This is a genomic window from Paenibacillus tritici (assembly GCF_013204885.1).
GTDB lineage: Bacteria > Bacillota > Bacilli > Paenibacillales > Paenibacillaceae > Paenibacillus_AQ > Paenibacillus_AQ tritici.
The window spans coordinates 78,821-92,114 of sequence record NZ_JABMKX010000014.1; the positions used below are offsets into that span (position 1 = coordinate 78,821).

Below are 13,294 nucleotides of genomic sequence, written 5' to 3' on the forward strand. Positions count from 1 at the left end.
CTCTTAGACTTGATAATGCCGCATGAATAAGTCTTCCAGCGTTGGCGGTACAGCTTCGAACCTCTTCACCCCTAATTTTGCCGCTTGGGTCAAAATCTCATTAATATATTCATTATCCGCAGAGAATGTCGCCTGATTGCCTTGGTGCTTAAAGTCATGGACACCATTAACAGATAGCATCTCAGCCACATCCCCCTCAGTTACCAGAGTCACTATAGAACGGGTCAGGTGGCGCAATTCATTCAATGTCCCGGTTTCAACCACTCTTCCCTGACGAATGATAACCACCTTGTCTGCCAGACGTTCCACTTCACTCAGAATATGAGACGATAGTAAGATTGCTTTCCCGGTATGCTTGATCTGCTCCACCTCATCCTGAAAGACAGCCTCCATCAACGGGTCAAGCCCGGAAGTCGGTTCATCGAAAATATACAAATCGGAGTCCACAGACAATGCCGCAATGAGGCCAACCTTTTGCCGGTTTCCTTTGGAATACCCCTTAGCCTTCTTCTTAGGATCGAGTTCAAAACGCTGAATCAAATAATCCCGTTTATCCTTGTCTCCTCCGCCATGCAATTTAATAAACAGATCAATAATTTCGCCGCCTGTTAAGTTGCCCCACAGAGCCACATCGCCTGGAACATAAGAGATGCGCTTATGAATCTCCAGGCTATCCTTCCATACATCCTTGCCAAAGATCTTCACATCCCCGGCATCACGATTGATGATCCCCAGCAAAGTACGAATGGTTGTTGACTTACCCGCGCCATTTGGCCCAATAAAGCCCACAACCTCCCCGGCTTTTACGGTGAATGTCACATCATGCAGCGCTTTGAATTTCCCGAACTTTTTTTGCAGGCCTTGCACCCTCACAATTTCATCCATAGCACTAAAACTCCTTTTAAAAACAGTTTTAGTAACGTGCTTTCCAGTTCAAAGCAAGGTCAGCTCCAGATAAATATGAACTATTAATAGTATTAAAGTTCATATTTAATGAATTATCCCTTTGTTTTAAACCAAAGTTCATTTACATCTTCAGTTATAGCTCTTTTCATCCTCTCAGTCAATTTAAAAATCAAAAGTTATGAACTATCATGAGATTGATAACCCATAACTATAGCTATATAATTAATATGAAAGAAAATTTTGAACTGAACCAACCATAAATATATTTATTTACTTGAAATAGAAAGCAGGAATGATACATGAACGGTTTCGAAAAGCGGACCCAGGAGAAGAAAAACCAAGTATTAGAAGCCACCTTTAACCTGATGAATTCAGATACCGGTATAGAGAAATTAACAATGGAGGAGATCGCTGAACAATCCAACGTTGGCAAAACAACGATTTTTAAATATTTCGGGAGTAAGGAGAATCTTATTCATGAGGTTTTTAAGTATTTTTTGGACAAAATGGGGAACACCGCCCGGGGGATTATGGCCGAGAATAAGCCTTTCGAAGAAACTCTCATTGCCATGAGTCAGACCAAAATTCATTATCTGGACAAAATCAAAAAAGAGTTTTATTTAGAGATGATGGATTACTTCACCAGGAAGGGGGAGGATGGCTTGTCTATGATGATGCAGGAATACGCTAAGGAAAGCTTTAATATCATGCTGGATTTATTCCACCGCGGACGTAAGGAAGGCAAGGTTGATCTGAAATATTCAGATGAATTTCTTTTGATATACTTCCAGGCCTTAGTTGAAGGGATCTCCAGCCCGCATATCTACGGCAGGATCGTTCCTTACACTGCCCAATGGACAGACATGCTAATTAAAGGTATTGCGCCCAGTCCTCCGTCCAGTTCAGCCTTTAAATAAGCAATGGGTATACTATCCCCGCCAACCAAAAACGCCTCAGAGAGTATGTCATTTCAATTAAAGGTCACCGGCTGCTGCTCAGGCCAGCAAGGCCCGGGCTACCTGATCCACAATACAATTGATGCCTGTCGGTCCATAGCAGCCGATCCAGGTAGCCGCATCCACCGCGTATATACGCTGCCGCTGGTCTGCATCCAGTATGCCCCTCACGCTTTGCTCTGTCATAGAACTTCCGTCCTGCATCCTCTCGTTGCTAAGCAGGAAATAGTAGTTGGCATGCACAGCCGGCAGTCTGTCGACGGAAATATGATAGGCTGTGTCGGATGTATCTGCAACAAACAGCGGAGCAGGCAGACCCAGGTCCCGGTACAGCACAGCGCCGGTGCGGTGAGCAGCCGTATGTATCCGGACCACTGACTCCCGCGGACGGATCAGAGCCACGCTCCTGCCCGACAGTACCGGCGCAAGCTCTGCCGACAGCAGTGCCGTACGTCGGAGGTAATCGGCAATCATACGTTCCGCCTCCGCCTGCTTGCCCGTCAGTTCGCCGAACAGGCTCAGAATCGTCTGCCAGCTCTCATTGCGCTTGAACATGATCGTTGGAGCCGTCCGGCTTAAGCGTTCATAGTGCAGATCATGCACCTCGGTACAGATAATCAGATCCGGCCGCAGCCGTTCTACAGCCTCCAGGTCCGGGTACTCATAGGTTCCGAGCATTTCCGTTGCCTTAAGCCTCTCCCGGAAATACGGGGGGAAATTGAGCGCCCTGCTGCCGAAGCCTACACTTCCTGCAGGAGACATCCCAAGCGCAAGCAAATGGTCAGCATATTGAACGTCTAGTACAGCAATGCGCTGCGGAGTAGCGGTGACAGAATATTCGCCCCGCAGATGGGATATCACCGGGCTCTGCAGTGACTCGCGCGGGGAAGCCAAGCGGGGGTCCGGCAGTTCCGAAGAAGCAGCGACCGTACCGGGGCCTGAAGCGGCAGTGCGCCTGTAGAGCTGCGGGGGGACGCCATAATATTTCTTGAACGCCCTGCTGAAATAATACATGTCGCGGTAGCCTGTTCTTTCAGCGATTTCGCCGATGGGAGCATCCGTATAACGCAGCATCCGCTCTGCGCTCTCCATCCGCAGCCGGATCACATATTCCATCGGCCCGACCAGCATCTCCTGTTTGAACCGGCGCTGGAGCTGTCTCGCGCCGCATCCGGCAAGCGTAGCCAGCTCTTTAAGCTCGAGGTCCTGACGATAATGCCCCGCTATATAAGCGGCGACCACATCCACCATGTCCGGCTCTGCGCCGCCCCGGCCGCGTTCATGCTCCATAATAAGCTCGTAGAGCATGCTTTGCAGCAGCGCATTGGCATGGAAGCGTTCCAGCCCTTCACCCCGGCCCCATTTGGACGCAATCCTATCCGCCGCCATATGCAGCTCCGCCGGGAGCGCGGGATGGTGAACGAACGAAGTGCGTAGCGGGTGATTGCGCTGCGGGAAGAGAACATGGGCGGCTCCCGCAACAGGAATGGCCTTGTAGCTAATAACAGTATAATGAATGTTGTCTGATCCCGCAGTCAGAGCAAAGGATGATCCCTTAACAGCGTGGCAAGCAAAAGAGGCCTGGACATGGCAAGCTTCACCATTAATCACAAGCCCTCCTTGCCCGCCGCCTGCCAGCAGCAGCATATTTGCCGCAAGTCCCGTTTCGCTCAGAACCCCGCCCGGCGGCACAGTCCCGCTGCGTACGTCAAGCGTCTTGATCGTCGTATCACTCCACAGACTTGCCTGTTCTTGCTGCGGCATTTCTCTCATCTCCTGACAACAGTATCCTTTGGCTAAACGGATATTCTATTGTCATTTTAATTGAGATTCATTCTCATTGTCAATTTTCGGGCATTTCCGGCAATATTCTCCCGACATCCGGTAATAGAAACAGCAGGTCATGCGCTTGCTCTTCGCAACCGGAGCCTTGTCATTCCCCTCTGTGAACCGGGTGAACGGATTGCGTCTTGCCCCGAACAATTGTCCGGGAGCCGTCCGGGCCAGAAACGCAAAATCCTCCTGCATCCGCGCCCTTTCTTGACCGGAATGGTCTGTTCCAGGCGCATACAGCGGGGCAATACGCACCATAATATTCTCCCACAGCACGGCCATGGAGACAGGACCAATGGCAGCAAGCGTCTGCAGCATCGGCGCAAGCTGTACTGCAAAAATCTTCTCTGCAGCCTTCTCCTGCCACACTCCCCTATCTTCCGGCGGTGATGCGGACCGAAGCCCATTCAGCGCCAGGAAAGGGAATGTCGTCTCTTCTGCAGAAGCCGGATGATAGAGGAAGCTTCGGTCCAGCGGGAAGAAGACTTCACGATTATGAAAGGTCATGGCGGTCAATAGCGGCGCGATCCACAGATAGCCGATCCGCTTGGCCAGCATGGAAGCCGCAACCTGCATGTCCGGCGCACCGATATATTCCTTAAGCCAGCTGACATATTCGCGGCATGCAGCTTCATCCTGCAGCTGGCTCAGTGCAATAGTACGGACGCTGCCTGCGGGCGGCTCACCCAGCCACAGCTTGTAATCCTCCGCCAAGTCCCTCCAGGGGGTCGACGACAGATAGTGTTCCATCTCAATGAGCTCCAAGCAGCGCTTCCGAGGCCTGATCTACAATGATATTGATTGCAAGGGGACCATAATAAGCGATCCAGAGCGTTGAATTAACGTCGTATGCACGGTTATTCTTAACTGCATCAAGGGATTTCCAGATCGGACTGCTGGCCAGCACCTCTGCTTCTTTGGCGAACAGATCATCCGAGAGCAGGAAATAATGATCTGCTCCGACATCTGCGACAGTCTCCATCGAGATTTCAACCGAGGTATCATCTTTGATCTCCTGAACGAAGGCAGGCGCATTTAATCCCAGGTCCTCATACAAAATGCTTCCGGTCCGGTGCTCGGGACCATGCACACGAATCCCTTCCGGTCTCGGACGAATCAGCGCAACCGTCTCGTCGCCCAGCTTCGCCGACAGCTGCTCCCGTAGACCGGTGATTTTGTCCTCGTAGGCCTTCTTCACCACTTCAGCCTCTGCCTGCTTGCCTGTTATGGTACCGATGGTAGCCAGCGTATCCCGCCAATCCTCATAGAAGTCCAGGACGATTGTAGGTGCAATTTTACTGACACTCTCATAGACCTCCTCCTGGAAGTCAGTCATCAGAATCAGATCCGGGTTCAACGCCACAATCGCCTCCAGATTGGGCTCATCCCGTGTACCAAGGACCTTCACACCTGCCATTTGCTCACTCAAATACTCCGGGAACTCGTCCTTTGTTCCAGCAACAACGCTGCCCTCAGGCTTCTCTCCAAGCGCGATCAGCTGATCGGCGAATTTCACATCAAGCGCAGCAATCACCTTCGGCTTCTCCGTCAGCGTATATTCACCCTTGATATGGGTGAGGGTAACCGGGTAGGCTGCAGCAGTCTGCGGCTCCGGCGATGCCTGAGCCTGTGCTTCAGAGGCCGGAGACGGTTCAGCTGCCGCTGTCGGCTGTGCGGCTGAACCTGCCTGATTGCCGTTAGTGCCCCCTCCTGTCCCGCATGCCGTCAGCACAAGCACCAGCGCCAGCATCCATATCATGAACAGTCCTGATTTTTGGGTGGCGTTGCTCTTGCTGCCGGTCCTCTTTTTCCTTGTTGCTCTATTCATTTCGACTCCCCCATCTCTGTATTATGTGATAATGATTTTCATTATCATAATTGTTACAGCGAGTATAGCCGATTCAGAGCCTCTGTTTCCATGTACTTTTGCGACATTGCATCCGGATAAATGCGACATGGGTTGGTTACATTTGGCTTACATGGCGTACCCAGTCCAATTGTGTTCGGTTTTCCGATTACATTTGGCTTACGCAGCGTTCCCAGTCCAATTGTGTTCGGTTTTTCGATTACATTCGGCTTACGCGGCGCCCCCAGTCCGATTGTGTTCGGTTTTCCGATTACATTTGGCTTACGTGGCGCTCCCAGTCCAATTGTGTTCGGTTTTCCGGTTACATTTGGCTTACGCGGCGCCCCCAGTCCAATTGTGTTCGGTTTTCCGATTACATTTGGCCTACGTGGCGCTCCCAGTCCAATTGTGTTCGGTTTTCCGGTTACATTTGGTCCACATCAGAGGGAAACTATAATTTCCTAAACAATCAACAAGCCCGCATCCTGTTGGCGGATGCGGGCTTGCTTTGTATGAACCGTTGCTACCTATTAATGAAGTTAAGCCCAATATTGGTGGGCAATCTCTTGCCCCTGTCTGATCTTCGCCCACTGCTCGGCTTCCGTTAATTCGTTGCCGCCGTCGCAGGACGCGAAGCCGCATTGGTGGGACAGCAGTAATCGGTCCTTCGGAATGATTGTAGAGGCCTCATCCAGCATGCGGAGGACACGGGTCTCATCGTCCAGAGTGTTCGTCTTGGAGGACAGCAGGCCCAGTACGATCTCCGTCTCCGGTCTATCCTTGAACACAGCAAGTGCCTCCAGCGAACCTGCACGTTCGTCGTCCCACTCCAGGAAGAAGCGGTCGTACTTCAGCTGCTTCAGGAACAGGTTGGCAATCTTCACATAGGAGCCGCCGCCCATATTCCGGGAATCATAGTTGCCGCGGCAGTTATGCGTCCACATTTTCAGCCCCAAGCTATGTCCGTAATCAATAATGGTATTGTTAATATCAATGAATTCTGTGGCGAGACTCTGAACTTCTTCATGGTTGATTTTCTCGCCGGTGAATGGCGAATTCGGATTATCGTCCGCGAACAGCTCCCAGAGGCAGTCGTCGAATTGCAGAATTTTCCCGCCAGCGGCCGCGAATTCCTGTACAAAATCCTTATACGCCGTCACCAGACCCGCCTTCAGCTCATCACGGTTCTGGTACACTGCATTAGCGCCGCCAAGGTTATCCGACCAGGACAGCTCTCCGAAGATATGGGACGGCGAAGGTACGCATAGCTTCGTCTCACGGTCGCCGGCAAGAGCTTGAAGCTTACGGTAGGGCTGAAGGAAATGATGATTCTTCCCGCCCAGCTCGCCTGTAATGCGTAGGCCGATATCTTTTCGCGTCTCATATTTGGAGGTACCGTCAATATCTCTGAAGAAATAACCGTGATCCGCTATATAGCGCTCAATCCCCTGGAAGCCCCACACGAAGTCCAGATGCCACATCGACTTGGAGTACTCCCCATCCGTCAGAATGGACAGCCCATTCTCGCGCTCTTGCTCGACTACCGCCTGAATCGCCTCAGCCTCGCACTGCTCATAACCCTGGAAATCCTGGTAAAAAGGATACTGGATATCATCCCGGTGTTCAATTTGCTGTTTATATTCTAGTAGCTCCGCCGGACGCAGCAGGCTGCCTACGATCTGAAATCTGTTGCACATGGTTAGTCCTCCTCTATTCTCACTCATCTTTGTCTCTTGTGTCTAAATTCTAGCATGGAGGGCTCGGAGGTACGTAACACTTAAAAATGATACCTGGTTATAGTGAAAGGTTATAGTGCGGCAGCCCGGACCCTGCAATCTCTGCCCGCTTCGTAAGACAATCGTAATACTTAGCTTAGAGAATCGTAAGCTCTCTTGCTTATTCTTATCCATGTAATCAAAAAAACCGATGGAGCGTGATAAACATGGTTAAAGGTAAATCAGGCAAAAGGTTCATGATGACAGCAGTATTGGTGCTCTCTCTGGCGGTGTCCGGAATAGCCGGTGCGGCAGCAGGAATCAAAACGATGAAAAAAGACGGCATGGAGCTGATGAACCTAAGACAGGCCGCCATGATGTACGGCTACAGCATTGAATGGAACAGCAAGGACCGCTCAGTATCGCTAATGTACATGGACAAGATGATGGACGACAGCAAAATGATGGACGACAGCAAAATGATGGACGACGGCAAGATGATGGATGACGGCAAGATGATGGACGACGGCAAGATGATGGACGACGGCAAGATGATGGACGACGGCAAGATGATGGATGACGGCAAGATGATGGACGACGGCAAGATGATGGACGACGGCAAGATGATGGATGACGGCAAGATGATGGACGATGGTAAGATGATGGATGACGGCATGAAGCCGATGGGTAAGATGATCAAGGTAATGATTGGGTCGAAAAAAATGATGGTCGACGGCAAGACGGTCAACCTGAGTATGGCCCCTGCTCTCTACGATGGCAGCACTTATGTGGTGGACATGGTAGTGGCAGACTACATGAAGCCTGCCAAGGCTATGAAGTAAGACGGACTGAGCTATACCATCACCATATGCTATGATGGAGTCAAATGTATTTTTCCGAATATGGGGTGGGTTAAGGTGAATGAACGGGTACTGGTCGCTGATGACGATTCGAATATTACCGATGTGTGCCGCAGGTATCTTGAACGGGAAGGTTATCTGGTGATCACCGCCAAAGACGGGGTAGAAGCGCTGGAGCTATGGCGCAGTCAGACTCCCAGCCTGATTGTGCTCGATCTGATGATGCCGCATAAGAATGGCTGGGAAGTGTGCAGTGAGATCCGGCAGACCGAAGATGTCCCGATCATTATGCTGACGGCGCGCGGGGAGGAACAGGATCGTCTGATGGGGCTGACGATGGGTGCAGATGATTATCTGACCAAGCCCTTCAGTCCAAGAGAACTCGTGCTGCGTGTGCGGGCGATCCTGCGCAGAATGCGGGTGGTTCAGGCATCGCCTGTTACCGCGGCTGAACACACCATTAAGTATGAAGGACTTACTATAGACGTGGCGAAGCGTACCGTGGAGATCAGCGGGCAGGCGATTGACTTGACGGTTACAGAGTTCGAGATGCTGTACTTGCTGGCAAGTCATCCCGGCCAGGTGTTCTCGCGGACCCAGATTCTGAGCAAGATCTGGGACTTCAGCTACGAGGGAGATACCACCACAGTTACCGTGCATATCCGGAGATTACGGGAGAAGATCGAACAGACTCCCTCTGACCCGAAATATATCAAGACGGTCTGGGGAATAGGCTATAAGTTTGCGGGTGATGGCATCTAATGAAACTGCGTACGTATCTATTGTTGTCCAGCCTCACGGGGATTGGGGTCCTGTTGATCTGTCTATTCGTCAGCTACTCCAAAATGCTCCTCAACATCAATCAGTTCTACTGGTTGTCCGGTATAACGGCGGGGGTAGGCTTGCTCTCCTTCATCCTGCAGCATTTGCTGACAAGGCCGTTAGAGAAATCCATTGCACAGATTACACAGCAGACAGTACGAATTGCCGAGGGGGATTTCCATACCGAAGTCCCCTTAATCGGCCCGCAGGAGTTCAAGCTCCTGGCACAGCAGTTCAATGTAATGAGCTTCAAATTGAAGGAAAGCTTCGACAACCTGCACCACTCGGAATCCGCACGGCGGGAACTGATTGCGAATGTATCCCACGATCTGCGGACCCCCCTCGCCTCCATTCAATCGTTCGTTGAAGCGCTGGAGGACGATGTCATTCAGGACGAAGAGACTTTTCAGCGTTATCTGAATACCATCCGGCTGGAGACGAAGCGGCTCGGAGGGCTGATCCATGATCTATTTGAATTATCCAGTCTGGAAGCCAAAGGCGAAATCTTCGACCCGCTGCCTTGTCATGCCGATGAGCTGCTGATCAGTACGCTGGAGAGCTTCTCGTTTCACCTCACGGAGAAGAAGCTGAACGTGGAGATTGAGCTGCCGGATAAGCTGCCTGCCGCTCTGATGATGCCGACGCAGATTAAGCGGGTCTTGTCCAATTTATTGCAGAATGCCATTCAGCATTCACCTGTGGAAGGTAAGATCGTGCTGGCTGCCGCTGAAGAGGGTCAATACCTGCGAATCTCAGTGACCGATGAAGGTCAGGGGATTGAAGCGGAGGAGACGGCACGCATATTTGAACGGTTCTACCGGATTGACAAAGCACGCAGCAAGAACAACGGGGGCGCCGGTCTGGGCCTTGCCATCGCACAGTCGATTGTTGAGCTTCATGGCGGTGCCATTGGGGTGCACAGTGTTCAGGGAGCAGGCAGCTGCTTCTGGTTCACCGTTCCCATCTATATCAGCCGGTAAGCCTTAGGGCCCGGGTAAGCAGCATTTATTAAGGTGGTGACTGATTTGGCCGGTGAATCTATATTTCTGTTCGGCGTGTTTGGCGCAGGGCTGTTATCGTTTTTTGCACCCTGTATTCTGCCGTTGCTTCCGGTATATGTGTCTTATCTGTCTGGAAGCATAGCGGATGGTACGAATCAGGGAGTGGCTGACACCAGCTCCTTCCGGTTTCGTTCCAGCTTCATGATGCGGACGTTGTTGTTCGTGCTTGGACTATCTGTAGTCTTCATCTTGCTTGGCTTCGGTTCCGGCATCCTTGGCAATATCATATCCAGCCCGAGATTCATTGCTATCTGCGGAGCCATCGTTATCTTATTCGGGATCTATCAGACAGGCCTGATCAAGTTATCTTGGCTGGAACGTGAAAAAAAGCTATCCAGCAATCGTGTGGCCAAAGGCGGATATATAGGAGCCTTCCTGCTTGGTCTGACGTTCAGCTTCGGCTGGACTCCCTGCATCGGCCCGGTACTCGCAGGTATTCTCAGCATCGCCGCCGGTGAAGGCTCTCCTGCTTATGGAGGCTTCCTTATGTTCCTGTATACGCTCGGTCTAGCGATCCCCTTCCTGATTATGTCCGTATTCTCGGAAGTTCTGGTGAAGCGGATTCGCCGCTTGTACAGATTCATGGGAGGAATCAAAATCGCATCCGGCTGTATGCTGATTATCATGGGACTGCTGCTGATGACAGACCGGCTGAACACGATTGTCGGCTGGATTCAATAAATCGTTAGGAGGGGTTAGCTATGAGGAGTGCGTGGAAATGGATGGGATATGTCCTGGTGATTGGCGGAATGCTGTCGCTCCTGATGGCCTGTGGTACGAAACCGGACGCAGCGGCCGGCAATACCGGCTCCCCCGCTGCAATGGACAAAGGAAAGCCTGCCCCAGATTTCGCCTTACAGGATCTGAAGGGTAACTCCCTACAGCTTGCGGATCTTCAAGGGAAGAAAGTCTATGTGAAGTACTGGGCTTCCTGGTGTTCCATCTGTCTGGCCGGTCTGGAGGACCTCAATACCTTGGCCGGGCAAGAGAATGACTTCCAGGTGGTCACGATCGTTACACCGGATGCCAAGGGCGAAAAGTCCTCCAAGGAATTCACAGAGTGGTTCAACAGACAGTCTTATGACAACTTAACTGTGCTTTTGGATGAGGATGGGGTATGGGCCAAGAAATTCGGAGTCCGGGCATTCCCCAGCTCCTATTATATTGATGCCGACGGTAATCTAGTGAAATCACTTCCGGGTCATGCTTCCAATGAGCAAATTACCCAGACCTTCGAGGGAATGATGTAAGGAAGGAGGAATACTCATGAAACGTACCTTATGGGGCTTATGCCTGCTTACCATGGCAATCGTACTATCTGCTTGTGGAAACAATGCGGAGAGCCGGACCGCTTCTTCGGCGCCGGTCCGGGCCGTGAAGACCACCACCATCGCCGATAAGGATCTGCACAATCTGTACCTGGCGGGCGGCTGCTTCTGGGGGGTCGAGGCCTATATGTCCCGCATTCAGGGAGTTCAGGATGTCACCTCGGGTTATGCCAACGGGGAAGGCGAGAATCCAACCTATGAAGATGTCATTAGCGGGGACCGTGGGTTCGCAGAGACCGTTCATGTGAAATATGATCCGAAGCAAGTGACGCTGCAGCAGTTACTGGATTCTTATTTCAAAGTAGTTGACCCTACCAGCCTCAATAAGCAAGGCAATGACAGAGGTGTTCAATATCGTACAGGAATCTACTATTCGTCCCCGGAGGATGCAGCCGTCATTCAGCAGGCTGTAGATCAGGAGCAGGCGAACTATGATAAGCCGATCGTAACGGAAGTGCTGCCTCTGAAGAATTATTATCTGGCGGAGGAGTACCATCAGGATTATCTGGAGAAGAATCCGAACGGATACTGCCACATTGACTTAAGCATTCTGGATGAGCAAGCGGTGGTGATTGATCCTGCCCAATATCCGCGCCCCTCCGATGAAGAATTGAAGAAACAATTAACGGATGAACAGTATGCGGTAGCGGTCAACAATGATACTGAACGCGCCTTCAGCAACGAATACTGGGATAATTACGAACCCGGCCTGTATGTGGATGTCACCACGGGTCAGCCCCTATTCACCAGCCGGGACAAATACGATTCCGGTTGCGGATGGCCCAGCTTCACGAAGCCCATTACCCCGGAGGTGGTAACCTACGATACGGACACCAGCTTCGGCATGGAACGCACCGAGGTCCGCAGCCAATCCGGCGACATCCACCTGGGTCATGTGTTCGATGACGGCCCCGAAGACCGCGGCGGCAAGCGCTACTGCATCAACAGCGCCTCCATCCGCTTCATCCCGCAGGACCAGATGGAAGCCGAGCATTACGGGTATTTGCTGGGATTGGTGGAGTAGATTAAGTGGAATCGCACATTACCAAGATCGCCCTCCATTCGCTCATGAGAGCTGTGGGGGGCGATTGTTGTTGAAGCCGCCGAAATATAGCTCTACCGCTTCCTGGGAATAACCGTCATTCCCCTGCCACTCCGCCATAGAGTTATAATCTGAACTCCCGCCTCTGCGCTTCCGGGGTGTGTCCCGCGGTACCAGCAATCCGGCATAGCCCCAAATCTCCATGATTACATCCCGTTCATTCTTACTGGAAGGAACGACGTCCTTCCACCGCTTCTCCAGCATCCGTGCACCATCATACTCCCCACAACCCCGAACCGCTTCCAGCATCCCGGAGAGTATAGCAGCATCCTCGGCGGTAACCTCGAACTCTTCCTCTGTACTGAATAATTCAAGGTCCAGCCAGCAATATAAAAGCCAGTTGAGACGAATCCCGCCCCACTTGACCCGTTCGAAATTCAGCACATTCAGATCCTGATTGATATATTCCCGGTCAGACATTAACCTGTGAAAGTTACAATCCCCGCAGCTGCTATAATTGGGCCGGACAGCACTCCGCTCCTCATAGGTATGCACAGGTACACCGGAAGTCAGAGCCCAGCTGGACAGGGCGCTCCGCAAATGGACCTTCTTCGTCGACAGACTGTGCAGGAACGCAGCGGCTACCCGCTCCCTGGTAATCGTCTGGTGCAGCTCCTGCAGCCGCTGGATAATCTCGTCGTGGGTAATCGTCACAGGATCGAACATCAGGCCTTTGCTTTTGGCATAGTCGAAATCCTCACCGGTGAAGGCAGCAGGACTACTCTTCCAGCCGGCTGAGGTCCAGAAGGTGTTCATCAGGATTTTCTTTGCTTTGTTGTCCATGGGATTACCTCCTTGGGTTCGGCATTATTAGCTCTACTATAGCTTAGTTCTATAGCTTGCACAAAAGAATAGACCGCCAGGA

13 protein-coding genes are annotated in these 13,294 nt (G+C 51.6%); 7 read left to right on the plus strand and 6 right to left on the minus strand.

The window, feature by feature from the left end; all coding sequences use genetic code 11:
- Positions 1 to 3: 3 nt before the first annotated feature.
- Positions 4 to 885, minus strand: a complete 882-nt coding sequence (locus HQN87_RS23780; RefSeq protein WP_173138378.1) for an ABC transporter ATP-binding protein — start codon at positions 883 to 885, stop codon at positions 4 to 6.
- A 320-nt stretch (positions 886 to 1,205) separates the two neighbouring features.
- Here HQN87_RS23780 and HQN87_RS23785 point away from each other — a divergent pair, with 320 nt between their 5' ends.
- On the plus strand, positions 1,206 to 1,823 hold the full coding sequence (locus tag HQN87_RS23785; protein WP_173138380.1) for a TetR/AcrR family transcriptional regulator: 618 nt from the start codon (positions 1,206 to 1,208) through the stop codon (positions 1,821 to 1,823).
- Positions 1,824 to 1,901: 78 nt separating this feature from the next.
- Here HQN87_RS23785 and HQN87_RS23790 read toward each other — a convergent pair whose 3' ends face one another.
- The 4 genes from HQN87_RS23790 to HQN87_RS23805 all read right to left on the minus strand — a co-directional run bounded on the left by HQN87_RS23790 (position 1,902) and on the right by HQN87_RS23805 (position 7,238).
- Entirely contained in the window at positions 1,902 to 3,626 is a 1,725-nt protein-coding gene (locus HQN87_RS23790; protein ID WP_173138383.1) for an AraC family transcriptional regulator, read from the minus strand.
- A 51-nt stretch (positions 3,627 to 3,677) separates the two neighbouring features.
- The gene (locus HQN87_RS23795) at positions 3,678 to 4,445 is read right to left on the minus strand and encodes an IucA/IucC family C-terminal-domain containing protein (protein ID WP_173138385.1); all 768 of its coding nucleotides are present in this window, start codon (positions 4,443 to 4,445) and stop codon (positions 3,678 to 3,680) included.
- Between the two features lies 1 nt (position 4,446).
- Positions 4,447 to 5,523 (minus strand): ABC transporter substrate-binding protein, encoded by a 1,077-nt coding sequence (locus HQN87_RS23800; RefSeq protein ID WP_173138387.1) that lies wholly within the window; start codon positions 5,521 to 5,523, stop codon positions 4,447 to 4,449.
- A 557-nt stretch (positions 5,524 to 6,080) separates the two neighbouring features.
- Positions 6,081 to 7,238, minus strand: a complete 1,158-nt coding sequence (locus HQN87_RS23805) for a uroporphyrinogen decarboxylase/cobalamine-independent methonine synthase family protein (RefSeq protein WP_173138389.1) — start codon at positions 7,236 to 7,238, stop codon at positions 6,081 to 6,083.
- A 245-nt stretch (positions 7,239 to 7,483) separates the two neighbouring features.
- Here HQN87_RS23805 and HQN87_RS32105 point away from each other — a divergent pair, with 245 nt between their 5' ends.
- The 6 genes from HQN87_RS32105 to msrB all read left to right on the plus strand — a co-directional run bounded on the left by HQN87_RS32105 (position 7,484) and on the right by msrB (position 12,351).
- A complete protein-coding gene (locus HQN87_RS32105) occupies positions 7,484 to 8,098 on the plus strand; it encodes a copper amine oxidase N-terminal domain-containing protein (protein WP_216857426.1) in 615 nt (204 codons plus the stop codon).
- A gap of 75 nt (positions 8,099 to 8,173) precedes the next feature.
- Positions 8,174 to 8,878: a response regulator transcription factor gene (locus tag HQN87_RS23815; protein ID WP_173138391.1), complete on the plus strand. Its 705-nt coding sequence runs from the start codon at positions 8,174 to 8,176 to the stop codon at positions 8,876 to 8,878.
- A complete protein-coding gene (locus tag HQN87_RS23820) occupies positions 8,878 to 9,918 on the plus strand; it encodes a sensor histidine kinase (protein ID WP_173138393.1) in 1,041 nt (346 codons plus the stop codon). Before HQN87_RS23815 ends, HQN87_RS23820 begins: the two co-directional genes overlap by 1 nt.
- Positions 9,919 to 9,963: 45 nt before the next feature.
- Entirely contained in the window at positions 9,964 to 10,680 is a 717-nt protein-coding gene (locus HQN87_RS23825; protein WP_173138395.1) for a cytochrome c biogenesis CcdA family protein, read from the plus strand.
- A 20-nt stretch (positions 10,681 to 10,700) separates the two neighbouring features.
- Positions 10,701 to 11,249 carry a TlpA family protein disulfide reductase gene (locus HQN87_RS23830; RefSeq protein WP_173138397.1) on the plus strand — a complete coding sequence of 183 codons (549 nt, stop codon included), beginning with the start codon at positions 10,701 to 10,703 and terminating at the stop codon, positions 11,247 to 11,249.
- Between the two features lie 16 nt (positions 11,250 to 11,265).
- Positions 11,266 to 12,351 (plus strand): peptide-methionine (R)-S-oxide reductase MsrB, encoded by a 1,086-nt coding sequence (gene msrB, locus HQN87_RS23835; protein ID WP_173138406.1) that lies wholly within the window; start codon positions 11,266 to 11,268, stop codon positions 12,349 to 12,351.
- Between the two features lie 42 nt (positions 12,352 to 12,393).
- Here msrB and HQN87_RS23840 read toward each other — a convergent pair whose 3' ends face one another.
- Positions 12,394 to 13,212, minus strand: a complete 819-nt coding sequence (locus HQN87_RS23840; RefSeq protein WP_173138408.1) for a hypothetical protein — start codon at positions 13,210 to 13,212, stop codon at positions 12,394 to 12,396.
- Positions 13,213 to 13,294 lie beyond the last annotated feature (82 nt).

Bases quoted from the DNA above. Each gene is read 5' to 3' on its own strand.
- HQN87_RS23840 (WP_173138408.1), bottom strand. From the start codon at position 13,212: ATGGACAACAAAGCAAAGAAAATCCTGATGAACACCTTCTGGACCTCA.
- HQN87_RS23780 (WP_173138378.1), bottom strand. From the start codon at position 885: ATGGATGAAATTGTGAGGGTGCAAGGCCTGCAAAAAAAGTTCGGGAAA.
- msrB (WP_173138406.1), top strand. From the start codon at position 11,266: ATGAAACGTACCTTATGGGGCTTATGCCTGCTTACCATGGCAATCGTA.
- HQN87_RS23800 (WP_173138387.1), bottom strand. From the start codon at position 5,523: ATGAATAGAGCAACAAGGAAAAAGAGGACCGGCAGCAAGAGCAACGCC.
- HQN87_RS23830 (WP_173138397.1), top strand. From the start codon at position 10,701: ATGAGGAGTGCGTGGAAATGGATGGGATATGTCCTGGTGATTGGCGGA.
- HQN87_RS23820 (WP_173138393.1), top strand. From the start codon at position 8,878: ATGAAACTGCGTACGTATCTATTGTTGTCCAGCCTCACGGGGATTGGG.
- HQN87_RS23790 (WP_173138383.1), bottom strand. From the start codon at position 3,626: ATGCCGCAGCAAGAACAGGCAAGTCTGTGGAGTGATACGACGATCAAG.
- HQN87_RS32105 (WP_216857426.1), top strand. From the start codon at position 7,484: ATGGTTAAAGGTAAATCAGGCAAAAGGTTCATGATGACAGCAGTATTG.
- HQN87_RS23795 (WP_173138385.1), bottom strand. From the start codon at position 4,445: ATGGAACACTATCTGTCGTCGACCCCCTGGAGGGACTTGGCGGAGGAT.
- HQN87_RS23785 (WP_173138380.1), top strand. From the start codon at position 1,206: ATGAACGGTTTCGAAAAGCGGACCCAGGAGAAGAAAAACCAAGTATTA.
- HQN87_RS23805 (WP_173138389.1), bottom strand. From the start codon at position 7,238: ATGTGCAACAGATTTCAGATCGTAGGCAGCCTGCTGCGTCCGGCGGAG.